17 protein-coding genes are annotated in these 25,678 nt (G+C 68.2%); 15 read left to right on the top strand and 2 right to left on the bottom strand.

The window, feature by feature from the left end; genetic code table 11:
• The first annotated feature begins 107 nt into the window (after positions 1-107).
• The 3 genes from ACFWXC_RS27850 to ACFWXC_RS27860 all read left to right on the top strand — a co-directional run bounded on the left by ACFWXC_RS27850 (position 108) and on the right by ACFWXC_RS27860 (position 2,420).
• Entirely contained in the window at positions 108-1,019 is a 912-nt protein-coding gene (locus ACFWXC_RS27850; RefSeq protein WP_384483023.1) for a hypothetical protein, read from the top strand.
• Between the two features lie 461 nt (positions 1,020-1,480).
• Positions 1,481-2,206 (top strand): hypothetical protein, encoded by a 726-nt coding sequence (locus tag ACFWXC_RS27855; protein WP_384483024.1) that lies wholly within the window; start codon positions 1,481-1,483, stop codon positions 2,204-2,206.
• A 67-nt stretch (positions 2,207-2,273) separates the two neighbouring features.
• Positions 2,274-2,420, top strand: a complete 147-nt coding sequence (locus ACFWXC_RS27860) for a hypothetical protein (protein ID WP_384483057.1) — start codon at positions 2,274-2,276, stop codon at positions 2,418-2,420.
• A 173-nt stretch (positions 2,421-2,593) separates the two neighbouring features.
• Here the strand turns inward: ACFWXC_RS27860 and ACFWXC_RS27865 are convergent, their stop codons facing one another.
• Entirely contained in the window at positions 2,594-3,397 is an 804-nt protein-coding gene (locus ACFWXC_RS27865; protein WP_384483025.1) for a maleylpyruvate isomerase family mycothiol-dependent enzyme, read from the bottom strand.
• A 212-nt stretch (positions 3,398-3,609) separates the two neighbouring features.
• Here ACFWXC_RS27865 and ACFWXC_RS27870 point away from each other — a divergent pair, with 212 nt between their 5' ends.
• The 3 genes from ACFWXC_RS27870 (at position 3,610) to ACFWXC_RS27880 (ending at position 8,936) form a co-directional block, all read left to right on the top strand.
• Positions 3,610-3,990 carry a hypothetical protein gene (locus ACFWXC_RS27870; protein WP_384483026.1) on the top strand — a complete coding sequence of 127 codons (381 nt, stop codon included), beginning with the start codon at positions 3,610-3,612 and terminating at the stop codon, positions 3,988-3,990.
• Between the two features lie 224 nt (positions 3,991-4,214).
• On the top strand, positions 4,215-5,300 hold the full coding sequence (locus ACFWXC_RS27875) for a lytic polysaccharide monooxygenase (protein ID WP_384483027.1): 1,086 nt from the start codon (positions 4,215-4,217) through the stop codon (positions 5,298-5,300).
• A 360-nt stretch (positions 5,301-5,660) separates the two neighbouring features.
• Positions 5,661-8,936 carry a GH92 family glycosyl hydrolase gene (locus ACFWXC_RS27880; RefSeq protein WP_384483028.1) on the top strand — a complete coding sequence of 1,092 codons (3,276 nt, stop codon included), beginning with the start codon at positions 5,661-5,663 and terminating at the stop codon, positions 8,934-8,936.
• Positions 8,937-8,997: 61 nt separating this feature from the next.
• Here the strand turns inward: ACFWXC_RS27880 and ACFWXC_RS27885 are convergent, their stop codons facing one another.
• Complete coding sequence (locus ACFWXC_RS27885; RefSeq protein ID WP_384483055.1) at positions 8,998-12,741, bottom strand: GH92 family glycosyl hydrolase; 3,744 nt, start codon at positions 12,739-12,741, stop codon at positions 8,998-9,000.
• Between the two features lie 424 nt (positions 12,742-13,165).
• On the opposite strand from ACFWXC_RS27885, the gene ngcE reads away from it, so the two are divergent.
• The 9 genes from ngcE to ACFWXC_RS27930 all read left to right on the top strand — a co-directional run bounded on the left by ngcE (position 13,166) and on the right by ACFWXC_RS27930 (position 25,640).
• Entirely contained in the window at positions 13,166-14,617 is a 1,452-nt protein-coding gene (gene ngcE, locus ACFWXC_RS27890; protein WP_384483029.1) for an N-acetylglucosamine/diacetylchitobiose ABC transporter substrate-binding protein, read from the top strand.
• A 30-nt stretch (positions 14,618-14,647) separates the two neighbouring features.
• The gene (locus ACFWXC_RS27895) at positions 14,648-15,574 is read left to right on the top strand and encodes a carbohydrate ABC transporter permease (protein ID WP_384483030.1); all 927 of its coding nucleotides are present in this window, start codon (positions 14,648-14,650) and stop codon (positions 15,572-15,574) included.
• Between the two features lie 4 nt (positions 15,575-15,578).
• Positions 15,579-16,478: a carbohydrate ABC transporter permease gene (locus ACFWXC_RS27900; RefSeq protein ID WP_384483031.1), complete on the top strand. Its 900-nt coding sequence runs from the start codon at positions 15,579-15,581 to the stop codon at positions 16,476-16,478.
• 317 nt (positions 16,479-16,795) lie between these two features.
• Positions 16,796-17,995, top strand: coding sequence for an ROK family protein (locus tag ACFWXC_RS27905; RefSeq protein WP_384483032.1), 1,200 nt, complete (start codon positions 16,796-16,798; stop codon positions 17,993-17,995).
• Positions 17,996-18,128: 133 nt separating this feature from the next.
• Positions 18,129-19,223: a substrate-binding domain-containing protein gene (locus ACFWXC_RS27910; protein ID WP_351728966.1), complete on the top strand. Its 1,095-nt coding sequence runs from the start codon at positions 18,129-18,131 to the stop codon at positions 19,221-19,223.
• Positions 19,224-19,545: 322 nt separating this feature from the next.
• Complete coding sequence (locus ACFWXC_RS27915) at positions 19,546-20,337, top strand: ATP-binding cassette domain-containing protein (protein WP_384483033.1); 792 nt, start codon at positions 19,546-19,548, stop codon at positions 20,335-20,337.
• A 44-nt stretch (positions 20,338-20,381) separates the two neighbouring features.
• Positions 20,382-21,692 (top strand): sugar ABC transporter permease, encoded by a 1,311-nt coding sequence (locus tag ACFWXC_RS27920; RefSeq protein WP_384483056.1) that lies wholly within the window; start codon positions 20,382-20,384, stop codon positions 21,690-21,692.
• A 287-nt stretch (positions 21,693-21,979) separates the two neighbouring features.
• Positions 21,980-23,896: a 1-deoxy-D-xylulose-5-phosphate synthase gene (gene dxs, locus ACFWXC_RS27925; protein ID WP_384483034.1), complete on the top strand. Its 1,917-nt coding sequence runs from the start codon at positions 21,980-21,982 to the stop codon at positions 23,894-23,896.
• A gap of 247 nt (positions 23,897-24,143) precedes the next feature.
• On the top strand, positions 24,144-25,640 hold the full coding sequence (locus ACFWXC_RS27930) for an amino acid permease (RefSeq protein WP_384483035.1): 1,497 nt from the start codon (positions 24,144-24,146) through the stop codon (positions 25,638-25,640).
• The last annotated feature ends 38 nt before the right edge of the window (positions 25,641-25,678 follow it).

The following is a 25,678-nucleotide window of genomic DNA, read 5'->3' on the forward strand; positions in this document are numbered from 1 at the left end:
CGGTCCGGCGATACTTCCTACTCATGAGGCGTGATGATCCCCATGGGAATATCCCGGCCAACCCAGCATTGCGACGCGTCCTGGGACGGCCTCATGGTCCGGAGCTGATGGATCTGATGGTCGACGGTATGTCCGGTGGTGATCTGACCACGTTGCTGCTCGAGGTGTTCCGGCGCCGAGCGGAACGGCTCTCGCCGGGTGAGGTGATGCGGCGTTACCGCAACGATCGGTTCGTAGCACCGGCACCGACCAGCTTCACCGCACTGCGCCGCACCGAAGACGCCTTGGTGTCCGCGTTGCCCGAGGATTTCGAGATCCTCGTGCTGGCCCCGGTCCTGCCGCTGGCAGCGCATTCAGCCGTCGCGACCGTCGATCCGCGCAAGGTGATCGCAACGGTTCGCGGCAGCGAGGTCGCCGCCGACCCGACGAACGCACTGGCCCTGGAGGCGTCTGTGCGACGTTCCCAGGCCCTGGCCGTGGATCCTCGCTCCAACGTGCCGGTCCGGCTCGCGGCAAGTCAACGAGTCACCCGTGCGCAGCACTTCGATGCCCCCGGGATGCTCGCCCACTTCCAGATCTTCGGCCTGGTGACTGCCGGCCGGGATACTGGCAACCGATCCTTCGAACACCAGCAGCTGGCCGAACATCTGCGGTTCGCCGCCCGGGCACTGGCCACCGCCGGCGCACATCGCACACAGATCCGGCTCACCTGCCTGGAGGACGCGAATCGCCCGATCGTCGAACGGATACGCGGTGACCTCGCTGCCTTTCCGGGCGCATCCGTGATCGACGACCCCGACCGGACGACCGGACGCGGCTACTACACAGGAATCTGCTTCAAGATCTATGCCGGTGTGGAAGACCAGTACCTGGAAGTCGCCGACGGAGGCTTCGTCGACTGGAGCCAACTCCTCACCGGCAACCGCAAGGAACGCCTTCTGGTCAGCGGCTTCGGCCTCGATCGACTCGCTGAGACCCTGACACCATCGCCCGGACACGACCAGCTCCCACCGCACTGAACCCGCAGCCCGTTCCACAGGTACTGGCAATTGCTCTCGAGAGGGTCCGTTGCTCCGGAGCGAGTCGTGGGGCGCTTCATCGGTCACTGGAACCAGCGTTGGGGACCAGCGGTACAGCCGTTGGCGCCAAGCACTTGATCTTGGTCGTCCAGCACATGCGATCGGGCTATTGCGGGGGTTTTCCGGAAGCTCTTCGATCGCTGGCGGGGGCTGGCTACCGTCCGCCGCATGCCGGTGGAATCCCTGACTGATGAGCAGGCTGTTATCTGGATCTTTCATTCTCCCTGGTCGGTTGGAGCTGTGGTTTCGTGTTGCTGACAGTGTCAGCCACGTGCCGTCCCAGCGTGCTGTGACCGAGTGTCCGGTCGTCCGAGGCCCGTGGACGGCAACGTTGTCGTGGGCATGGGACGAGTGGTTTATCGAGTGGCCGCGGTGGGTGACGCCGAGCCAGACTCAGGGGCATGGACGGCACGGTTGCCCAGCGGGTTGGCGAACTGGACGCGGAATCGAGCGAAGTGGCAGAGGACGCCCAGCATGCGCTGATCGCTATGGGGCCAGAAGTGCTGAACGAGCTGATCGCGGCAGTACCTGGTCTGGGACCGTTCGGACAACTGTGTGCCATTGAGGTCTTCACCGCGCTGCAGGATCCATTGCCGGGTGACGTGCTGGTCGGCCTGCTGGACAGCGGGAACTCCACCGTTCGCCAATGGGCGGCCGAAGCCTTGGCGGACCTGGGCATCCAGCGTGCGGTGCCGGGAATTCAGCGAGCCCATGAATCCTTTCGGCAGCGAGGTGAGGCCCCGGACGACAGTGAAGGAGTGGCACTTCGCTGGGCGCTGAGTGAACTCGGTGCCCGTGACGTCGTGGTCCCGCCCAGGGCCGCTGCGTTGCGGCGTTCGCTGAAGTACTTGGATCCGGCATGGCCGACAGTTCACCTCGCCGAAGTCATTGAGCAGCTTGCTGCTCACGGTCAGGCGGTGCTCTATTTCCAGGTTTGGCAGGTCAATCCCGGCGGCGAGGCCTTTGGAGGCCATGGTCCGGGCATCGGCTGGGAGGTTGACCGCCGACTGCCCTGGGCTCGGATCGTGGCTGACTGCCGGGACTGGGCTTTGCTGGCAGCCGAAGCAACCGACAAGGCTCCAGATCTAGTGGCGACGATTTGCTGGATCGACGCATCGGACTTGTAACGGTCACCGGCCCGATTGACAGCTGACGCCAACTCATCAGCCCGGAAGGGCAATTGCATCACCAGGGTTGGTCGCGAAGCTGATGCCCAAGAACCTCAACGTCCTGGGCCGCTACAGCTTCACCCCCGCCCAGCCGGCGGGCGGCACCCTGCGCCCGCTGCGCGACCCGGACGCGGCCGGACTCGATGACGACGAGGACGGCGCTGAGAACTGACGGCGTCAGGTGCCGACCAGGCGCACCGATCAGCTGGTGAGCCGCCGCCTTGGTCAGCCGCTTCGCAGCCGTGACGGTCTGCTCCCCCCGCGGCCCCGAGGCCACCACGGCGTGGTTGTAGCCGTTGGCGGGAGGCATGCCCCGGGGCGTACGAGGTGGCGCATCGTCACGTCCTACTCATCCGGGTCCCAGGCGCTGAGCTGCTCGAAGAGACGTCGGTCGCCGTCGAGCTCCAGGGAGTTGACCGGGATACGGTCGTACAGGATGAAGACCAGCTCGCTGGCCGTGCCCCGAGCGGAGAAGAAGGCGGCGGCCGCGTCCGGGTCCTGGCCGGCAGCGGTGGCCGGCATGGTGCCGGGCCCGGGGAGGCGGGCGGTCCGTGCGCCGTCGGCGGAGAGCGAGAGGCGCCAGGAGCGGCCCTCGGAGGCGTGGAAGTCGATGGCAGCGGGCTTGTGCGGCCAGGCACTTGTCGTTGCGACGCAGGTGGACAGGAACTCGTCGACACCGTCGAGCGCCACCTCGTCCGGCAGCGGCTGCGGGGCACCTACGGTGATCTGGGCGTCGTACGTGTGCACCGCGAACTGCTGGAGCTGGTGCCGAGCTACGGCACCGGAGGTCTGCGGCGACTGCGACGTCCCCCACCACGTCCAGCAACCGCGATCCGGGCCGGCCTTCCGCAATGCGTCCAGCAGTTGCTCCGTGGACTCCGCCAACCAGGCCAGCAGGGCCTCGCGCTCCCGAGGCGCAGCCGGGGCGCCCTCCGCTGCGGACTTGGCCGGAGCGGGCCCTGCGGCGACGGTGGCGGCCCAGTCGCGGCGCCCCTCGCCGATGTGCTGCGCCAGATCGAACAGCGTCCACTCGGGGCAGGTCGGCACCTGTACGTCGAGGCTGGGCGCGGAGGCGACCGCGGCGCGGAAGGCAGTCGACCGTTCGTCGATCAGTCGCAGCAGAACGGGGAACTCGAGTGTCAGTGTCACCCTGGATCTCTATCACTGCGTTCCGACAATCGGACAGCGATTTTCACAGCCGCCGTCGCGGGCGGACCCTCACCACCGCGGAGAAATGACAGGCTTCGGAGTGACCGCGTCGCCGCAGATCACCGTTCGCGAAAACCCTCTCAGAACCCGCACGTTGTGCGAAGCACTTCTGAGAGGCTGCCGCCGTCGATCTCACGCCCCATCAGGCCGCATTGGCGGTAGAACGTCACGACTGCCCGAACTGTGACGCGCCCGCCGGCAGCGCCTGTCGCACGCGGGGCGGGAAGACCACCCCGAAGTACCACACCCCGCGCTTCGTCCTCGTTCCCGCGCTCCGCGAGGAACTGGAGATCCCCGTCCCCGCCGACCGGCGCCCCGGCCGCGCATGGAAGCAGGGCCCCGCGCTCGCCGTCGCGCCCGCGCCCCGCACCGAGCGGCCCGTCCGGATCGGGTACGCGAGGACGTCGACCGCCCGGCAGGAGCTGGCGAGCCGACTCGAAGCCCTGCGCCGGGCGGAGTGCCACAAGGTCTTCTCCGAGCAGACCAGCACCCCGAACCCGGAAGGCCTCGTGGCGCTGCCGACGCCCGCATGAGCCCTGCCCGCGAGCGCACCCTCACCCGAACCGGTGCTCCGCGACCGCGCCGGGCGTTTACACCCGCCCCCGTCCGCGCTAGCTTCACAGAGAAGTGGGGTGGGAGCGCTCCCATCTCGTGCCGGCGGACCGGAACCCGTCGGTGCCGGGCTCGCTCCCACCCCGCTGTGCTCATCACCGCGACCCGCGCACGACCGTTCACCCCACACAGAGGCAGATCTGTCATGAATATGACAAAATCCGGGGTGTGCCTGCCCCGATTACCCCTCCCCACCCGAGGCCGGGCGCTCTTCCTCACCCTCCTCGCCCTGCTCACCACGGTCCCCGCCCTCGCCCTGATCCTGGCCGCCGGTGTCCCGGCGCAGGCGCACGGCACCCCCATGAAGCCGGCCAGCCGTACCTTCCTGTGCTGGCAGGACGCGCTCACCGACACCGGTGAGATCAAGCCCGTCAACCCGGCGTGCAAGGCGGCCCAGCAGGTCAGCGGGACCACGCCGTTCTACAACTGGTTCTCCGTGCTGCGCTCGGACGGCGCCGGCCGCACCCGCGGCTTCGTCCCCGACGGCGAGCTGTGCAGCGGCGGCAACCCCAACTTCACCGGCTTCAACGTGCCCCGCGCCGACTGGCCGGTCACCCACCTCACCTCCGGCGCGACCGTCGACTTCTCGTACAACGCCTGGGCGGCGCACCCGGGTTGGTTCTACGTCTACGTCACCAAGGACAGCTACGCCCCCACCCGGCCGCTCACCTGGGACGACATGGAGGCCACGCCGTTCCTGACCGTCGACCACCCGCCGCTCAACGGCGCCCCGGGCACGGTCGAGGCCAACTACTCCTGGACCGGGCAGCTTCCGGCGAACAAGACCGGGCGGCACATCATCTACATGGTCTGGCAGCGCTCGGACAGCACGGAGACCTTCTACTCCTGCTCGGACGTCGTCTTCGACGGCGGCAACGGCGAGGTCACCGGCATCCACGACCCGGGCAACCCCACCGAACCCCCGCCCGGCACCTGCACGGCGACCCGGACCACGACCAACAGCTGGCCCGGCGGCTACCAGTCCGCGGTCACCGTCACCAACAGCGGTGACGTCCCGATGCTCGGTTGGATGGTCGACTGGACGCTCCCTGGAGGCCAGTCGGTGGCCAGTCTCTGGAACGGCAACGCCACCTACAGCGGACAGGACGTGATGGTCCACAACGTCGACTGGAACGGCTCGCTCAGTCCCGGGCAGAGCACGACCTTCGGCTACGTCGTCCAGGGCGACGGCGGGGACCCTGCAACCGCCCTGCCCTGTCGGGTCGGTTGACGCGGCTGATCCGCTCTGGGCGGACCCGGTGTCGGTGCACACCGGGTCCGCGAGCCGGGCAGGGAGGGGGGTGGGGTGCCTGCCCGGGGGGAAGTGGCTCGAACTGCCTCTTGCGCGCTGTGCTGTTCGGCTTGTGTCGACGCTCTGGAACACGACAACGTTGTCTGATGGTCTGTACATGACTCTACCGCCTCAACCGACAACGATGTCAACCCGCTTCGGGTAGTCCGGCCGGGTGAATCAGGGCCGTGCCTGCCGGGGTGTACGCGGTCTTCCGTGCTACGGGTGGCGCACGTTACTGTCCCTGCGGCTTGTGCGACCTGTGGTGCGCGACCCGTCCGAAGGAGGAGGGGCCGCGTCATGCGTTTCCGTCCCATGTCCCTGCTGCTGGCCGCGGTGCTCGCGGCCGGCGGTGCCACCCCCGCCCTCGCGGCGACCGCGAGCGGGCCACCCGAACTGGTCAAGGACCCCACGGCATACGTGGACCCGCTGATCGGCACCAAGAACGGCGGCAATGTCTTCCCCGGCGCCGTCGTGCCCTTCGGCATGCTCTCCTGGAGCCCGGAGAACACCAGAGGCAGCGCGACGAGCACGGCCGCACCAGGCGGCTACCAGTACGACGCCACCCGCATCCGCGGCTTCAGCCTCACCCACATGTCCGGCACGGGCTGCGCGGGCGGCAGCGGCGACATCCCGTTCTTCCCGTACGCCGGTGAGGTCACCTCCTCCCCGGCGAGCGACACCAAGGACGCCGTCTACGCCTCGGACTTCGGCCACGCCGACGAGACCGCCGAGCCCGGCCACTACAAGGTCGGCCTCGCCTCCGGTGTCACCGCCGACCTCACGGCGACGGCCCGCACCGGCTCCGGCCGCTTCACCTACCCGGCCGACAAGCCGGCCTCGCTGCTGATCCGTACCGCCAACTCCGAGGTGGGGTCCACGGATTCGTCGGTCACCATCGACTCGGCGACCCGCACGGTCTCCGGCTCGGTCACCTCCGGCAACTTCTGCGGCTACCTCGACCCCGAGGGCCAACGCGCCTACTACACCCTGTACTTCACCGCCACCTTCGACCGCGCCTTCAAGGCGACCGGCACCTGGCAGGACGACAAGCTGACCCCGGGCTCCACCTCCGCGACCGGCGGCACGGGCGGCTTCACCACCGGCGGGCGGCCCGTCGCGGGCAAGGGCGCGGGCGGCTACGTCGAGTTCGAGCCCGGCAGCGGCCCGGTCGGCGTCAAGGTCGGTATCTCGTACGTCAGTCAGGCCGGCGCGAAGGCCAACCTCGCGGCGGAGAACCCGCCGAAGCGCTCCTTCGACGCGGTCGAGGACGCGGCGCACCGCGCCTGGCGCGACCAGCTCGGCGCGATCAAGGTCGGCGGCGGCACCGACGCCGAGCGCACCACCTTCTACACCGGGCTCTACCACTCCCTCCTGCACCCGAACGTCATCAGCGACGCCGACCGCAGATACACGGGCAGCGACGGCAAGGTGCACAAGGTGAGCCGGGGCCACCAGGCGCAGTACGGCACCTTCTCCGGCTGGGACATCTACCGCTCCCAGGTCCAGCTCCTCACTCTCCTCAACCCCCGCACCGGCTCGGACATCGCGCAGTCCCTCTACGAACTCGCCCAGCAGAACGGCGGGATCTGGGACCGCTGGCTGCACGGCGCGAGCGGCACCCACGTCATGAACGGCGACCCCTCGCCCACCGCCCTGGCCGGCATCCGCGCCTTCGGCGGCACCGACTTCGACCTGAAGGGGGCGCTGGCCTCCCTCGTCAAGGCGGCGACGGTCCCGACCGCCCAGGACCTGTCCTCCTCGGGCAAGCCGGTGCTCTCGGCGGGCCAACGCCCCTCCCTCGACAAGTACTTGAAGCTGCACTACATGCCGTCCGTGTCCAACGCCTGGGGCGGTGCCGCCGAGACGCTGGAGATGTCCACGGCGGACTTCGCGCTCTCCCAACTCGCCACGGCGGCAGGGAAGAAGAACACGGCGGCCGACTTCGCCAAGCGCGCCCAGTGGTGGCAGAACAACTTCAACATCGCCGCCGACCCCACCGGCGGTTACATCGCCAACCGCAAGGCGGACGGCAGTTGGGTCACCGGCTTCACCCCGGGCACCGGCAACGGCTTCGTGGAGGGCACGGCCGCCCAGTACACCTGGATGGTCCAGCACAACCCGGCGGGCCTCTTCGCGGCGATGGGCGGCACGGACAAGGCCCTGGCCCGCCTCGACTCCTTCTTCCATGAGGCGGACGGGAGTTGGGCCTTCACGGGCAGCGGCGGCGACAAGTCGGAGCTGGACAACGAGCCGTCCGTCAACGTCCCCTACCTGTACGACTACGCGGGCGCGCCCTACAAGACGCAGGAGACGGTCAGGGCGGCCATGAAGCAGCTCTGGACGACCGACCCCGCCGGTATCCCCGGCAACGACGACCTCGGCGAGATGTCGTCCTGGTACGTCTTCTCCGCGCTCGGCATGTACCCCCAGGTCCCCTCCCGCGCCGAACTCACCCTTGCCTCACCGCTGTTCGAGCGCATCGAGATCAGGCGCCCGGGCGCCAACGACATCTCCATCCGCGCGAAGGGCGCGGCGACCGACGCCCCGTACATCCAGTCCCTGAAGGTCAACGGCCGTAGCAGCGACCGCCCTTGGCTCTCCTCCTCGATCGTCAGGAAGGGCGGCACCCTCGACTACACCCTCTCCACCACCCCGAACCGCACCTGGGGCAGTGACCCCGCCGACGCCCCACCGTCCTTCCGCACCGGCGAGCAGCCGTACCAGATCGGCGTCGGCCCGACCACCGCGACCCTCGCCCCCGGCGCCACCACCAAGGTCAACATCCGGGCCCTGTCCCTGAGCGGCGGCACCGGCCCCGAGGTCCGCTACAGCGTCGAGACCCCCACCGGAGTCACGGCGACGCCCGCCCAGGGCACGGTCGTCGACGGCTCGCAGGACATCACCCTCACGGCCGCCGACGACGTCACGCAGGGCTTCTACGACGTGAAGGTCACCGTCACCTCGGGCGACACGTCGTACGAGCAGCCGGTGTCCCTCACGGTCGCCGCGCCCGGCACCCTCCTCGCCGCCTACGACAACACCGGTGTCTCGGACGACGTCGGTGACCACGACGAGGCCGACTTCGACGGCGGCGGCTGGAGCTACTCCCGCCAGGCCCTCGCGGCGGCCGGCCTCACCGCGGGCGCCCAGGGCACGGTCGACGGCCTGGCCTACACCTGGCCGAACGCCCCCGCGGGCCGCCCCGACAACGCGACGGCAGCGTCCCAGACCATCGAACTCACCACCCCCGCAAGCAAGTTGTCCTTCCTCGGCAGCGCCACCAACGGCAACCAGTCCGCCCGCGCGACCGTCACCTACACCGACGGCAGCACCGGCACGGCCGACCTCTCCTTCACCGACTGGACCGTCGGCGGCGGAGGCGGCACCGTCCAGTACGGCAACGAGACCGTGGCGAGATCCGCGTACCGCAACGTCGCGGGCGCCGACAAGGACCCCGTGGCGACCTACGTCTTCGCGACCAAGCCGTTCGAGGCGCCGGCGGGCAAGAGCATCAAGAGCGTCCGGCTCCCCGGGAACACCGACCTGCACGTGTTCACCCTCGCCACCGGCTGAGACGGAGAGACAGAGGGGGGCGGGCCCGAACGGGCCCGCCCCCTTTTCCGTTGCCGCTGTCTCAGGCCAGCAACTCCACCTCCGCCAGCGTCGATTCACCGTCCAGGACGAGCCGGTAGTGCGCGTACGTCCCGGGCGTGCGGACCGTGAACGCCCGGGTCTGCAGGTTCCAGGCGAAGGCCTCGCCCGAACGCCGGTCCACGGTGCGCCAGGTGGTGCCGTCCGTCGAGGCCTGAAGGGTCCAGCCCGTCGGGGCCCTGGTGTGGTCCGCCGGTGAGGTGAGCGTGTACTGGATCCCCTTGACCGACCGGGACACCGGCAGGTCCACCGACGTCACCGTCTGCTCCGTCGCCGACGTGTTGTCGAACAGGGAGCCGTCGCCCTTCAGGACGTCCGCGCGCGGGGTCGGGATCTTGTCGTCCTTGGCGATCGAGACCGGGCCGGCGCTCTTGCCCGTGCCCCACGTCGACGGCTTCGGGCCCATCGTGAAGTCGATGACCCCGCCCTTGGAGATGAGCGAGTGGGGGAGCGAGGTCGACGTCCAGATCCGGCCGTTGACCCGCACGCCCTGCACGTAGACGTTGGTCGCGCTGTTGCGCGGCGCCCGGATCACCAGGTCCCGGCCGTTCTCCAGGTGGACCGTCGCCTTCTTGAACAGGGGGGAGCCGATCGAGTAGTCGCCGCTGCCCATCACCAGCGGGTAGAAGCCGAGGGCCGAGAAGAGGTACCAGGCCGACTGCTCGCCGTTGTCCTCGTCGCCGTGGTAACCCTGGCCGATCTCGCTGCCCAGGTAGAGCCGGGAGACCGCCTCGCGGACGTAGGCCTGCGTCTTCCAGGGCTCGCCGGCCGCGTCGTACATGTAGATGACGTGGTGGGCGACCTGGTTGGAGTGGCCGTACATGCCCATCCGGACGTCCCGGGCCTCGGTCATCTCGTGGATGACCCCGCCGTAGGAGCCGACGAAGTCGGTGGAGGCCGTCTCGGGCGTCGCGAAGTACTCGTCCAGCTTGTCGGCGAGTCCGGACCGGCCGCCGTACAGGTTGGCCAGGCCCCGGCTGTCCTGCGGGGCCGTGAAGGCGTAACCCCAGCCGTTGGTCTCGGTGTAGTCGTAGCCCCACACCCGCGGGTCGTACGACGACGAGTCCACCCGCCACCTGCCCTGGGCGTCCTTGCCCTGGAAGAAGCCGGCCTTGGAGTCGAAGAGGTTCACATAGTCCTGGGCGCGGTTGAGGAAGTAGTCCGACTCCTCCTTGTAGCGCTTCTCGCCGGTCTTCTTGTACAGGGCCAGGCCCATCTCGGCGATGCCGTAGTCGTTGACGTACCCCTCCATCGCCCACGACAGGCCCTCACGGGTGTCGTCGCTGGTGTAGCCGAGGAAGGGGGAGGTCGACATGCCCTTGCGGCCCACGCCGGAGGAGGGCGGGACGACCGTCGCGTTCTTCACGGCCGCGTCGTAGGCCGCCTTCGCGTCGAAGTTCACGCCCTTGACGTACGCGTCCGCGAACGCCACGTCCGAGGAGGTGCCGGTCATCAGGTCGGCGTACCCGGGGGAGGACCAGCGCGAGGTCCAGCCGCCGTCCTTGTACTGCTGCACGAACCCGTCGACCATCTCGCCCGCCTGACTCGGCGTCAGCAGTGAGTACGCGGGCCAGGTCGTGCGATAGGTGTCCCAGAAGCCGTTGTTGACGTACACCTTGCCGTCCACGATCTTCGCGCCGGTGTGCGTCGGGGTGTCCTGGCTGGTCATCGGCGAGAAGGGGGAGGCGTACTGGTACTTCGAACCGACCTTCTCGAAGCCGGAGTTGGGGTACAGGTACAGCCGGTACATGCTGGAGTAGAGGGTGGTCAGCTGGTCCGCCGTGGCGCCCTCCACCTCGACCTTGCCGAGCAGCTTGTCCCAGGCCTTGCGGGCGTGCGCCTTGACCGTGTCGAAGGTGGCGCCGTCCGGGATCTCCTGGCGCAGGTTGTCCGCGGCCTGGTCGACGCTGATCAGGGAGGTGGCCAGGCGCAGGGTGACGGTGTGGTCGGAGCCGGCGTCGAAGCGGAGGTAGCCCTTGACCCCGCTGGAGTCGCCGCCCGTCACCGGCTTGTCGAATACGCCGTAGACGAACAGGCGGGTCGCGCCCGTCGACAGCCCGGACTTCACATCCGAGTAGCCGGTGACGACCCCGTGCTCCTTGTCGAGCGTCAGGCCCGCCTGCTCGGTGACGTTGTCGAAGATCACGCTCGTGTCGTCGCCCGGGTAGGTGAAGCGCAGCGCGGCCGCGTGATCGGTCGGCGTTATCTCGGCCTTGAGGCCGTTCTCGAAGCGCACCCCGTAGTAGTAGGGCCGCGCGGTCTCGTTCTCGTGCCGGAAGGCCAGCTCGCGTGCCTCCCGGCCGGTGTCCGGGGTGCCCGCGGCGACGGACGGCATCAGCTGGAAGGTCTGCCGGTCGCCCATCCAGGGGCTGGGCTCATGGCTCGCGCTGAACGCCTGGATCGTCGGCAGGTTGTCGTCGTTGTTCGCCCGTGCGTATTCGTACAGCCAGCTCTCCGAGGACGCGTTGGTCACCGGCGTCCAGAAGTTGAAGCCGTGCGGCAGGGCGGTCGCCGGGAAGTTGTTGCCGCGCGAGAAGCTGCCGCTGGAGTTGGTGCCGCGGGTGGTCAGCGCGTAGTCGGACAGATGCGCCTTGGGCTTCTCGGGGGCGACCCGTTCGATGTTCACGTCGTCGATCCAGCCCCGGAACTTGGCCGGGCCGGCGGGCGAGTCGTAGCCCAGCAGGATCCGGTCGACGGTCTTGCCGGACGCGACCGAACCGATCACCGACGAGACGGCGTTCCACTGGTTGACGTACAGCCCCTTCGATGCGCCCTGTCCGCGCGGGGACAGCGCGAACCCGTGCTGGTCCACCGCCCCGAGGCCGCTCAGATAGGTGCCGTCGGTGAAGGCCAGGTCCACGGAGACGTTGGTGGCGTCGTAGTCGAGGTCGCCGTCGGCCATCGAGGGGAAGATCCGGTACGACAGCTGCGTGTCCCGTCGGACCTTCACGTTCACGTCGAAGACCTTGTTGTACGAGTACGCCCGCCCGCTCGCCGTGTGCCGGCCCGCGTAGCGCAGCGCATGGGTCCCGGTGAAGCCGGCCCGTGCCTTCGCGGTCGGCGAGCCGCTCGGTCCCTTGTCGACCAGCGAGAGCATGTCCTGGGGGACCGGACCGCCGCTGCCGCCCGTGGAGAACTGGACGTCGGCGATCTGCAGGATGTCCGGCGCGCCGTTGTTCTTCGTGACGTCGAGCCGGAAGTGCCGGTACTCGGCGGGTGCCGAGAGGTCGTACGACCTGGTCTGGAACCGCTCGGTGAAGCCTTCGCCCGTGCGGGTGTCGACGGTCTTCCAGTCCTTGCCGTCCGCCGAACCCTGGAGGGTCCAGTCCGCGGGGTCGCGCTCGGCGTAGTCGTTCGCCGAGGTGACGGCGTACGTCACCAGCTTGATGGGCTTGTCGAAGTCGAACTCCGCCCAGCCGGTGGGCTGGAAGGTGAGCCACTTGGTGCCCGGCTCGCCGTCGACGAGGTTCTCCTTGACCTCCCCGGCGCCGGTGTTCTCGCCGCTGGCCCGCATGTCGGTCACATGGTCGGTGACATTGCCGGGGATGCCGGTGCTGTAGCCGCCGTCGACGCCGGAGGCGCGCGGGGCGCCGGCGGGGTCCGTGTCGACCGTGTCGGTCCAGTCCGGTGACGGATCGCCAGACTCGAACGAGGATGCGAACTGTGTCGCGGCGGTCGGTGCCTTGGCCGGCAGGGCGACCGCGGCCCCCTGGGAGCCCAGGGTCATGACTACGGCGGCCGCGATCACGACCGCCGTACCAGATCTGTGTCCTGTTCTTCGCTGCGTTCTCCGCTGCATCACAACGGGTACCCTCCCTGCCACATGAGACAACGTTGTCAGATCCGTGGCGCAGGAACCAGTAGGTGGTCAAGTGGTCCGTGATGTCAAGGGTGTTGGCTGCGGCATTCAGGGGTCTATGTCGGCTCTTTTTCCGGTAAGGCGTACACAGGTCGCTCAGATTTCCGACAGGTCTCAACTAGGAAAAGACCCATGGCCAACCTTGCATTCGATCTTGCCCCGCTGGCGTGAAGTGGACTATACCTGTCGGCGTTTCCTGAGTGACTTCCTGCACGGCCCAGCACTACCCGACCGCGGTGCCGGGGAGGATCCGGTTCACCGCCTGAGTCCTGGAGAGGGCGAGGACTTGAGCATGGGATCCACATCCGCAGCCAGTCATGGTTCCGAAGGCGTCGGCCGCCGCGATCTGATCAAACGGTCAGCCGCACTCGGCCTGATTTCGGTCCCCACCGTCGGTTTTCTCTCCGCCTGCGCCAGCAGTGGCGGAGGCGGCCAGTCCAAGGACAAGGCCGGCAAGAAGACGTCCAAGAACCCGCTCGGCGTCAACGACACCGCCCAGATGGAATTCGTCCTCTTCGACGGCGGTTTCGGCAAGGAGTACGCCGAGGACGCGGTGAAGATCTATGAGAAGGACTTCCCGAAGGCCAAGGTCAAGTTCGCCGCCACCCAGAAGATCCAGTCCACCCTGCAGCCCCGCTTCAACCAGGGCACCCCGCCGGACCTCATCGACAACTCCGGCGCCGAGCAGATGGACATGGGTGTGCTCGTCGGCAAGAAGCAGCTGGCCGATCTCACCCCGCTCCTCGACGCGCCGTCGTACGACGACCCGAACAAGAAGGTCCGCGACACGCTGCGCCCCGGCATCGTCGAGATGGGCCAGTTCGACGGCGACCCGGTCTGGATCATGTACTACGCCTACACCGTGTACGGCGTCTGGTACTCGCAGAAGGCCCTGGACTCGCTCGACGCGGAGTACCCGCAGACCTGGGACCAGATGATCGCCGTCTGCGAGAAGGCCAAGAAGAAGGGCATGGCCGGCTGGACGTACGCGGGCAAGTACCCGTACTACATCCCCTTCTCGCTGTACCCGATGATCGGCAAGGTCGGCGGCGTCGAGGTCCTGGACGCGATCGACAACCTGGAGCCCAACGCCTGGAAGCATCCGGCCGTCAAGGCGTGTTTCGAGGCCTACTACGAGCTCTACAAGAAGGGCTACATCCTCCGGGGCACCCCGGGCCTGGACCACATCCAGTCGCAGACCGCCTGGGCCCAGGGCAAGGCGCTGTTCATCCCGAACGGCTCCTGGGTGGAGAACGAGTCGGCGAACGTCATCCCGTCCGACTTCAACCTCGCCGTCTCCGCGCCCACGGGCATCGACAAGAGCGACAAGATGCCGTTCGGCACCATCTGGGCCTCCGGCGGCGAGCCCTTCATCGTCCCGGCCAAGGCCGCGAACGCCGAGGGCGGCATGGAGCAGCTGCGCATCATGCTCAGCGAGGCGTCCTCCAAGAACTTCACGGCGAAGGTGAAGTCGCTGACCGCGTACAACGGCGGCACCGACGGCATCACCCTCACCCCGGGCCTCACCTCCGGTGTCGCCGCCCTGAAGCTGGCCGGGTCGAACGTGGTCAACCCGCGGATGCAGGACTGGTACGTGCAGCTTCAGAAGGAGAAGATCGGGGTCGGCGGCCTCGGCGAGATGATGGCCGGCCGGCTCACCCCGGCGGAGGCCATCAAGAAGATCCAGGGCTATGCCGACGAGGCCGCCAAGGACGACTCGATCAAGCACTACAAGCACCAGTAATCAGAAACCCCTGACCGCACCGGAGTGGCGATGCAGCACGGCAAGTACCGGTTCATTGTGGGATTTCTGACGTTGCCCCTCGGACTGTACGCGCTCTTCGTGGTGTGGCCGTTCATCCAGTCCATCTACTACTCGTTCACGGACTGGACCGGCCTGAGCCCCGAATTCAAGATGGTCGGCCTGGACAATTACCAGAGGATGCTCCACGACGACATCTTCTGGAAGTCCTTGCAGCACAGCTTGATGTTCGCGGTCGTGCTGCCGCTGGTGACGATCAGCCTGGCGCTGTTCTTCGCCTTCATGATCAATGTGGGCGGTCGCAGAAGGAAGGGCGGCCCGGTCGTCACCGGTGTCCGCGGCTCCTCCTTCTACAAGATCGTCTATTTCTTCCCGCAGGTGCTGTCGATCGCGATCGTCTCGCTGCTGTTCGCCTTCGCGTACAACCCGGACAGCGGCGCGATCAATTCACTGCTTCGAGGCATTGGTCTGGACAATATCCAGCCGCTCTGGCTCGGCGACCCGAGTCTGGCGCTGTGGTGCGTGATGGCCGTACTGGTCTGGTCCACGGTCGGCTTCTTCGTGGTCCTCTTCTCGGCGGGCATGGCGTCCATCCCCACCGATCTCTACGAGGCCGCCCTGCTCGACGGCGCCGGCCGTGCGACGACCTTCTTCCGCCTCACCCTGCCGCTGCTCTGGGACACCGTGCAGTCCGGCTGGGTCTACATGGGCATCCTCGCGCTCGGTGCCGAGTCGTTCGCAGTCGTACAGATCATGACGACCGGACCGGGCGGCCCCGACTACTCGACGACCGTGATGGTCCTGTACGTGTACCAGAAGGCGTTCCGGGACGGTCAGGCCGCCTACGCCACCACCATCGGCGTCGCCCTGCTGGTCGTCACGCTCGCCTTCGCGGCGATCGTGATGCGGCTGGGCCGTCGCGAGCGGCTGGAGTACTGAAGCGATGACGACGACCGAGACCGACACCACCGTCACCAAGATCGACGTTCCCGCACCGAAGCCGCCCCGGCGCAAGCGCGAGGGCGGGGTCCTCAACGTCTTCTCCCACGGCGTCCTGGTCATCTGGGCGTTCATGGTGGCCACGCCCCTGCTGTGGGCGGTGATGACGTCCTTCAAGGACGACCGGTCCATCTTCAGCTCGCCCTGGGCGCTCCCCGACAAGCTGCACTTCGACAACTGGTCGCGGGCGTGGACCCAGGCCAACATGAGCGACTACTTCCTGAACACCATCCTGGTGGTGGGCGGTTCGCTGATCGGCACGCTGGTGCTCGGTTCGATGGCGGCCTATGTCCTGGCCCGCTTCGACTTCCCGGGCAACCGCTTCATCTACTTCCTGTTCGTCGGCGGCATGAGCTTCCCGATCATGCTCGCGCTGGTCCCGCTGTTCTACGTCGTGAACAACATGGGCCTGCTGAACACCATCCACGGCCTGATCCTGGTCTACATCGCGTACTCGCTGCCGTTCACGGTCTTCTTCCTCACGGCGTTCTTCCGCACCCTGCCCACCTCGGTGGCCGAAGCGGCCTTCGTCGACGGCGCCTCCCACACCCGCACGTTCTTCCAGATCATGCTGCCGATGGCCAAGCCCGGCCTGATCAGCGTGGGGATCTTCAACTTCCTGGGGCAGTGGAACCAGTACATGCTCCCGACGGTCCTCAACACGGACCCCGACAAGCGCGTCCTCACCCAGGGCCTGGTCCAGCTGGCGGTCAGCCAGGGCTACAAGGGTGACTGGTCGGGCCTCTTCGCCGGCCTGGTGATGGCGATGCTCCCGGTCCTGGCGGCGTACATCATCTTCCAGCGCCAGGTGGTGGCGGGGCTCACGGCGGGAGCTTTGAAGTAACGGAACGTTTGCTCCCCGAAAGGGGCGCGGGGCTGTGTTCCCATGCGGCTCCGCCGCGTCGGCGCGACCAGCCACGGCGGCGCCGCACCCACCCTCCACGCGCCCCGCGCCCCACTGACCAGTGGCCTAGACATGTCGAAAGCATGTCCCTCAGGCGACCCCCGAACCGCCAACGATTTCTGTCAAGGACTTGACGGCGGTAACCCGTTCAGCAGAGCTTGGAGTTCATAACTTGTAAGTGACCCGGTCCCAGTGATGTGACTTGGGTCACGTTGGCGGCGCCGTGGCCGCCTCCGATGGCGGGAGTGGATGGGTCGATGGAGACTCCGGGGTCGCAGTCGTCGCTGCACCGAGCCAACCTGGAACGTGTCGTACGGGCCGTACGTCTGGCCGGATCGCTCACGCAGGCGGAGATCGCGCGCACGACCGGCCTGTCGGCGGCGACGGTCTCCAACATCGTGCGCGAGCTCAAGGAAGGCGGAACCGTCGAGGTCACGCCCACGTCGGCGGGCGGCCGCAGGGCCCGCAGCGTGAGTCTGAGCGGTGACGCAGGCATCGTCATAGGGGTCGATTTCGGCCACACCCACCTGCGCGTCGCGATCGGGAACCTCGCCCACCAGGTGCTGGCCGAGGAGTCCGAGCCGCTCGACGTGGACGCGTCGTCCAGTCAGGGCTTCGACCGGGCGGAAGAGCTGGTCAACCGCCTGATCGCGGCGACCGGCGTGGACCGCTCGAAGATCGCCGGTGTGGGCGTGGGCGTCCCCGGCCCGATCGACGTCGAGTCGGGCACCCTCGGCTCCAGCGCCATCCTGCCCGGCTGGATCGGCGCGAGACCCGCCGAGGAGCTCAGACTCCGCCTCGGCGTCCCCGTGCACGTGGACAACGACGCCAACCTCGGCGCCCTCGGCGAGCTGGTCTGGGGCAGCGGCAAGGGTGTCCGTGATCTCGCGTACATCAAGGTCGCGAGCGGTGTCGGCGCCGGTCTGGTGATCAACGGGAAGATCTACCGGGGCCCCGGCGGCACGGCAGGCGAAATCGGACATATTACACTTGACGAATCCGGCCCGGTCTGCCGCTGCGGCAACCGCGGCTGCCTGGAGACCTTCGCGTCGGCCCGCTACGTGCTGCCGCTGCTCCAGCCCAGTCACGGCACCGACCTGACCATGGAGGGCGTCGTGCGGCTGGCCCGGGACGGCGACCCCGGATGCCGTCGGGTGATCGCCGACGTCGGCCGGCACGTGGGCAGCGGAGTGGCCAATCTCTGCAACCTGCTGAACCCGAGCCGGGTGGTGCTCGGCGGCGACCTCGCCGAGGCCGGAGAACTGGTCCTGGCGCCCATCAGGGAGTCCGTGGGGCGCTACGCGATCCCCAGCGCCGCCCGGCAACTCTCGGTGCTTCCCGGGGCACTTGGCGGCCGCGCGGAGGTGCTCGGCGCGCTCGCTCTCGCGCTCAGCGAGATGGGCGATTCGACCCTTTTGGACGGCACGTTGCCTGCCGTTGCACCTGCCTTCACTTAGAGAACGAATAGCGCCGTTGCCATCTCGTTAAGTATTTACTTCTTGACGCCGCAGTCACGGCCGAGTTGACTTCCAGCCACCTCGGCCGCAGCGTTGCGGCCCTGTCAGGGAGGCACCCCCAATGAACGCAACGATGCGTAGAGTCGTGATCGGCACCGCCGCGGTTTCCATGGCGCTGTCGCTCGCCGCCTGTGGCAAGGCCGGCGATGACAAGAAGAGCGACTCGTCGAGCAGCAGCTCTTCCGGTGGCAGCAAGACCATCGGCCTGCTGCTCCCCGACAGCGTGACCGCGCGCTACGAGAAGTTCGACAAGCCGTACTTCGAGGCGAAGGTCAGCTCGCTGTGTGCCGACTGCAAGGTCGAGTACGCGAACGCCGCCGGTGACGCCGCCAAGCAGGCCCAGCAGGTCAGCAGCATGATCACCAAGGGCGTCAAGGTCATCGTGATCTCGTCCCAGGACGCTGCTGCCATCAAGTCCTCCGTGCAGGCCGCTGTCGACAAGGGCATCAAGGTCGTCGCGTACGACCGCCTCGCCCAGGGCCCGGTCTCGGCCTTCGTCTCCTTCGACAACGTCAAGGTCGGCGAGCTGCAGGGCCAGGCCCTGCTGGACTCCCTCGGCTCCAAGGCGACCAAGAAGTCGAAGGTCGTCATGATCAACGGTGACGACGCCGACCCGAACGCCGCGCAGTTCAAGGAAGGCGCCCACAAGGCGCTGGACGGCAAGGTCGACATCGCCTACGAGCAGTCCGGCCTGTGGAAGGACACCGTCGCCGCGCAGAAGGTCAAGGCGGCCATCACGCAGCTCGGCGCCAAGAACATCGCGGGCGTCTACGCCGCCAACGACGGCATGGCCGGTGGTATCGCCACCACCCTCAAGGGCGCCGGCATCAGCGGCATCCCGCTGACCGGTCAGGACGCGGAGCTCGCGGGCATCCAGCGCATCGTCGCCGGCACCCAGTCCTCCACCGTCTACAAGGCGTTCAAGCCGGAGGCCGAGGCCGCCGCCACGATCGCGGTGGACCTGCTCCAGGGTAAGAGCATCGACTCGCTCGCCACCAGCACGCAGACCAGCGGCTCCGGCGACAAGGTGCCCTCGCAGCTGCTGACCCCGGTGTCGGTCACCAAGGCCAACATCACGGACACCGTGATCAAGGACAAGCTGTACACCGTCGCGGACATCTGCACCGCCGAGTTCGCCAAGGCCTGCAAGGCCGCCGGCCTGCAGTAGTCCCGCCCTGGAGCCGTCCGGCTCCGGCCTCAGCGCCCGGGTGATCGCAGTACGACACCCGGGCCCCGGCCGCCCGGCGCATCCGGCCCTTCCGCAAGGGCCCCGTCCGTCCGGCGGTCTCGCGAAACCCCTCCGACGCCCGCTCCGGCCTTCATACCCCGCTGCCGGAGCGGGCGTCGGACGGACCCGTTGCCAAGCGCAGCGGATTCGCGCATGTTCATCTTGTAAACCACGTGCGTACACCGACCAACCTGAGGTACCGCACGGCCCTCCGCGCCTGGTTGCCAGGCGCGGCATCCCCGCCGGTCAGGCGGCGAAGGAGATGGTTCACGTGTCCGCTACGCCCGTGCTGGCGTTGCGCGGAGTCTCCAAGCGATTCGGTGCGGTCCAGGCCCTCACCGAAGTCGATCTGGAGGTCCACGCCGGAGAAGTGGTCGCCCTGGTGGGCGACAACGGCGCAGGAAAGTCGACCCTGGTCAAGACGATCGCGGGTGTCCACCCCATCGATGAGGGCGTCATCGAATGGGAGGGCAACTCCGTCAGCATCAACAAGCCGCACGACGCCCAGGGACTCGGCGTCGCGACGGTCTACCAGGACCTCGCCCTCTGCGACAACCTCGACGTGGTCGGCAACCTCTTCCTCGGCCGTGAGCTGCTGCACCGCGGCGTCCTCGACGAGGTGACGATGGAGAAGCAGGCGCGCGAGCTGCTGAGCACGCTCTCCATCCGTATCCCGAGCGTCCGCATCCCGATCGCCAGCCTCTCCGGCGGTCAGCGTCAGGTCGTGGCCATCGCCCGCGCCCTGATCGGCGACCCCAAGGTCGTCATCCTCGACGAGCCCACCGCGGCCCTCGGTGTCGAGCAGACCGCGCAGGTCCTCGACCTGGTCGAGCGGCTGCGCGAGCGCAACCTCGCCGTCATCCTCATCAGCCACAACATGGCCGACGTGAAGGCGGTCGCGGACACCGTCGCCGTGCTGCGTCTGGGCAAGAACAATGGTTTCTTCCCCGTGAAGAGCACCAGCCAGGAAGAGATCATCGCGGCGATCACGGGTGCCACGGACAACGCCGTGACCCGTCGTTCGGAGCGTCGCACCCCGGAGGCGGCAAAGTGAGCGAGACGTCGAACAAGACCGTAGCGGGCGACGAGTCGCCCAAGATCGAGAAGGCCGAGGCGGCCGAGGCGGCCGAGGCCCCGACCACGGTGGCCCCCGCCGACGACCCCACGGCCGCGCCGGTCACGGTCGTCGACCCGCGCCTGCTGGTCCGTGAAGAGGGCTTCAAGGGCTACCTCACCGAGTTCAAGCGCCGGGTGAAGGGCGGCGAGCTGGGCTCGCTGCCGGTGGTCATCGGCCTGATCATCATCTGGACCATCTTCCAGCTGAAGAACAGCCTGTTCCTCAGCGCGGACAACCTCTCCAACATCAGCTACTTCCTCGCGGCCACCGGCATGCTCGCCATCGGCCTGGTGTTCGTGCTGCTGCTCGGTGAGATCGACCTGTCCGTCGGCTCGGTGAGCGGACTCGCCTCCACGGTGTTCGCCGTCTTCGTGGTCAACCACGGAATGAACCAGTGGCTGGCGCTGATCCTCACGATCATCACCGGTATCGGCATCGGCGCGCTGCACGGCTGGTTCTTCGCGAAGATCGGTGTACCCGCGTTCGTGGTCACCCTGGCCGGCTTCCTCGGCTGGAACGGTCTGATGCTGTGGCTGCTGGGCGACAGCGGCACGATCAACATCCCGGCCGACAGCGGTCCGGTGCACGTCCTCGGCCAGAGCTCCTTCTTCATGGACCAGGCCATCATCGGTGCGTACCTGCTGGCCGGTCTCGGTGTCGTGCTGTCGGCCCTGGGCCAGTTCAACGAGCAGCGCCGGCGCCGCGCGGCCGGTGTGCCGTTCCGGCCCACCAGCGAGATCCTGGTCCGCGTCGCGCTGCTCGCGATCGCGTCCTTCGTCGCCGCGGCCGTGCTGAACAACGCGTCCGGTGTCTCCAACGCGCTGGTGATCTTCCTCGCGTCCCTGGTGGTCGTCGACTTCGTGCTCCGTCGTACGACCTACGGCCGTAAGGTCTTCGCGGTCGGTGGCGGCATCGAGGCGGCCCGCCGTGCGGGTATCAGCGTGCCGATGGTCCGGATCACCGTGTTCGCGATCTCCGGTGGTTTCGCGGCCATCGGCGGTATGTTCTTCGCCGGTCAGACGGCGAGCGCCACGCTCAACGCCGGTGGTGGCAACACGCTGATGCTGGCGATCGCGGCCGCGGTCATCGGTGGTACGTCGCTGTTCGGCGGTCGCGGTACCGTCTGGTCCGCCCTCCTGGGCATGCTGGTCATCCAGTCCATCCAGACCGGCCTCGACCTGCTGAACATGAACACGTCGATCCAGTACATGATCACCGGTGGTGTTCTGCTGGGTGCGGTCGTCATCGACTCCGTCTCCCGCAGGAGCCAGAAGGCGGCGGGGCGCGGATAGCGCCGACCGTTGGGGGGTGCGGTGGGATTGTGGGTGATCTGCCGTCGTGGCTGGTCGCGCCCACGCGGCGGTAGCCGCAAATGAATACAGCCCCGCGCCCCTGAGGTTTCCGACTGTGCCCGGCACTGGACAGTGCCGGGCACAGTCGTGTCATAAGAAGGGCTCTCGGTGGGTACGGCCGTTCGCGTGACGTATGACCCACAGCCCGCGCGTCGGCCGCCCGGGCGGAACATTAGACTCGACAAGCCCGGCAACAGCTCGATCAGCTCTACTGCAAGGAGGCACGGGTGCCGCTGCTGACCCGTATCAGGGGACCGCGCGATCTGGACGGGCTCAGCCCCGAGGAGCTGGTCCAGCTGGCAGAGGAGATCCGGAGCTTCCTCGTGGAGGCGGTCTCCAAGACCGGCGGACACCTGGGTCCCAACCTGGGCGTGGTCGAGCTCACCATCGCCCTGCACCGCGTCTTCGACTCGCCGAAGGACAAGGTGCTGTGGGACACCGGCCACCAGTCCTACGTGCACAAGCTGCTCACCGGCCGGCAGGACTTCTCCCGGCTGAAGCAGAAGGGCGGCCTGTCCGGCTACCCCTCGCAGGCCGAGTCCGAGCACGACGTCATCGAGAACAGCCACGCCTCCACGGTCCTCGGCTGGGCCGACGGCATCGCCAAGGGCAACCAGCTGCTCGAACGCGACAGCCACGTCGTCGCCGTGATCGGTGACGGTGCCCTCACCGGCGGTATGGCCTGGGAGGCGCTGAACAACATCGCCGACGCCAAGGACCGCCCGCTGGTCATCGTCGTGAACGACAACGAGCGGTCGTACGCCCCGACCATCGGCGGCCTCGCCAATCACCTGGCGACCCTGCGTACGACGGACGGGTACGAGCGGTTCCTGGCCCGGGGCAAGGACCTGCTGGAGCGCACGCCGGTCGTCGGCAGGCCGCTCTACGACACCCTGCACGGTGCCAAGAAGGGGCTGAAGGACTTCATCGCCCCGCAGGGCATGTTCGAGGACCTGGGCCTGAAGTACGTCGGCCCGATCGACGGCCACGACATGGAGGCCCTGGAGTCCGCCCTCGCCCGGGCCAAGCGGTTCGGCGGCCCGGTGATCGTGCACTGCCTCACCGAGAAGGGCCGCGGCTACCAGCCCGCCCTCCAGGACGAGGCCGACCGCTTCCACGGCATCGGTCCCATCCACCCCGACACCGGCCTGCCGGTCAAGGCCTCCGGCGCCGACTGGACCTCCGTCTTCGGCGACGAGATGGTCAGGCTCGGCAAGGAGCGCGAGGACATCGTCGCCATCACGGCGGCCATGCTCCAGCCGGTCGGCCTGAAGAAGTTCGCGGACGCCTTCCCGGAGCGGATCTACGACGTCGGCATCGCCGAGCAGCACGGCGCCACCTCCGCGGCGGGCCTGGCCACGGCCGGGCTGCACCCGGTCTTCGCCGTGTACGCCACCTTCCTGAACCGCGCCTTCGACCAGGTGCTGATGGACGTGGCCCTGCACAAGTGCGGGGTGACCTTCGTCCTGGACCGGGCCGGCGTCACCGGCACCGACGGCGCCTCCCACAACGGCATGTGGGACATGTCGATCCTCCAGGTCGTCCCCGGTCTGCGGCTCGCCGCCCCGCGCGACGCCGACCAGGTCCGCGCCCAGCTCCGCGAGGCCGTCGAGGTCGACGACGCACCGACGGTCGTCCGCTTCTCGAAGGGCGCGGTCGGCCCGGCCGTACCCGCCGTCGGCACGGTCGGCGGCATGGACGTGCTGCGCGAGCCCGGCACCGACACTCCCGACGTGCTGCTCGTCTCCGTGGGCGCGCTCGCCCCGATGTGCCTGGAGATCGCCGGTCTCCTCGACAAGCAGGGCATCTCCACCACCGTCGTGGACCCGCGCTGGGTGAAGCCGGTGTACGAGGCGATGGCCCCGCTGGCCGAGCGGCACCGGGTGGTCGTCACCGTCGAGGACAACATCCGCGTCGGCGGCGTGGGCGCCGCGGTCGCCCAGGCCCTGCGCGACGCCGGCGTCGACGTCCCCCTCCGCGACTTCGGCATCCCGCCCCGCTTCCTCGACCACGCGACGAGGGCCGAGGTCATGACCGAGATCGGCCTGACGGCCCCGGACATCGCCCGCCAGGTCACCGGTTTGGTCGCGAAGCTGGACGGTACGACGACGGAGGTCGACTCGGTGGAGCCCGCTAGGGATTGAAACGTCCTAGCTGAGGCGCCCCTCCAGGGGCGCGGGGCCGTATCGATATGCGGCTCCGCCGCGTGGGCGCGACCAGCCCCCACCGTCCCGCACCTCCCGACGCACCTCAAACCACCCCAACGGGTCGGTCTCCCCACTCCTTCAAGTGGCGAGACCGACCCGTCTGCGTGAACCTGCCCTTGCCGGGGCATACGCATCCCCGGCCCTCTCGATCATGTCGAGGACGACAAACGTGGGAGGTAGGCACGTGGCCAGCACGCTCTTCAGGACCAAGAACGTCGAACAGTCCATCAAGGACACCGAGGAACCGGAGCACGCGCTCAGGAAGTCCCTGTCGGCCCTGGACCTCACGGTCTTCGGCGTGGGTGTCATCATCGGCACCGGCATCTTCGTCCTGACCGGCACGGCCGCCAAGAACACCGCCGGCCCCGCCGTCGCCCTCTCCTTCGTCGTCGCCGGCGTCGTCTGCGGCCTCGCGGCGCTCTGCTACGCCGAGTTCGCCTCCACCGTCCCGGTGGCCGGCTCCGCGTACACCTTCTCGTACGCCTCGCTCGGCGAGTTCCCGGCCTGGATCATCGGCTGGGACCTGGTGCTGGAGCTGGCGCTGGGCACGGCGGTGGTCGCCGTCGGCTGGTCGGGGTACATCCACTCGCTGCTCGACAACGCGGGCTGGCAGCTGCCCGAGTACCTCAGCGGCCGGGACGGCGCCCACGGCTTCGGGTTCGACATCCTCGCCGCCGCCCTGGTCCTCGTCCTCACCGCGATCCTGGTCGTCGGCATGAAGCTCTCCGCCCGGGTCACCTCGGTCGTCGTCGCCATCAAGGTGGCCGTCGTCCTGGTCGTCATCATCGCGGGCGCCTTCTTCATCCACAGCGGCAACTACGACCCGTTCATCCCGAAGGAGCAGCCGGTCCCGGCGGGCGGCAACCTCAAGGCTCCACTGATCCAGCTGATGTTCGGCTGGGCGCCCTCCAACTTCGGTGTGATGGGCATCTTCACCGCCGCGTCCGTCGTCTTCTTCGCCTTCATCGGCTTCGACGTCGTCGCCACCGCCGCCGAGGAGACCCGCAACCCCCAGCGGGACGTGCCGCGCGGCATCATCGGCTCCCTGATCATCTGCACCGCGCTGTACGTCGCCGTGGCGATCGTGGTGACCGGCATGCAGAAGTACAGCTCGCTGTCCGTGGACGCCCCGCTCGCCGACGCGTTCAAGGCCACCGGGCACCCCTGGTTCGCGGGCCTGATCAGCTTCGGCGCGGCCGTCGGCCTGACCACCGTGTGCATGATCCTGCTGCTCGGCCAGTCCCGGGTGTTCTTCGCGATGAGCCGCGACGGGCTGCTGCCGCGGTTCTTCTCGCACACCCACCCCAAGTTCCGCACCCCGTACCGGCCCACCATCCTGCTGGGCGTCGTCATCGCGATCGTCGCCGGCTTCACCAGCCTCAGCGAACTCGCCGAGCTGGTGAACATCGGCACCCTCTTCGCCTTCATCATCGTCGCGATCAGCGTGATCATCCTGCGCAACACCCGGCCCGACCTGGAGCGGTCCTTCCGCACCCCCTGGGTACCGGCGCTGCCGATCGTCTCCGTGCTGGCCTCGCTGTGGCTGATGCTCAACCTGCCGGCCGAGACCTGGCTGCGGTTCGCCATCTGGATGGTCATCGGCTTCGTCGTCTACTTCCTCTACGGCCGCTCGCACAGCCGCCTCGCCGGACAGCAGCGGACCCCCGCCGACGCTCCGTAATCGTCAGGCTCGCCACCCCGGCCCCGTATGTCCCGTCC

Origin of the sequence: Streptomyces sp. NPDC058683 (genome assembly GCF_042716195.1) — a bacterium.
Classification (GTDB): Bacteria; Actinomycetota; Actinomycetes; order Streptomycetales; family Streptomycetaceae; genus Streptomyces.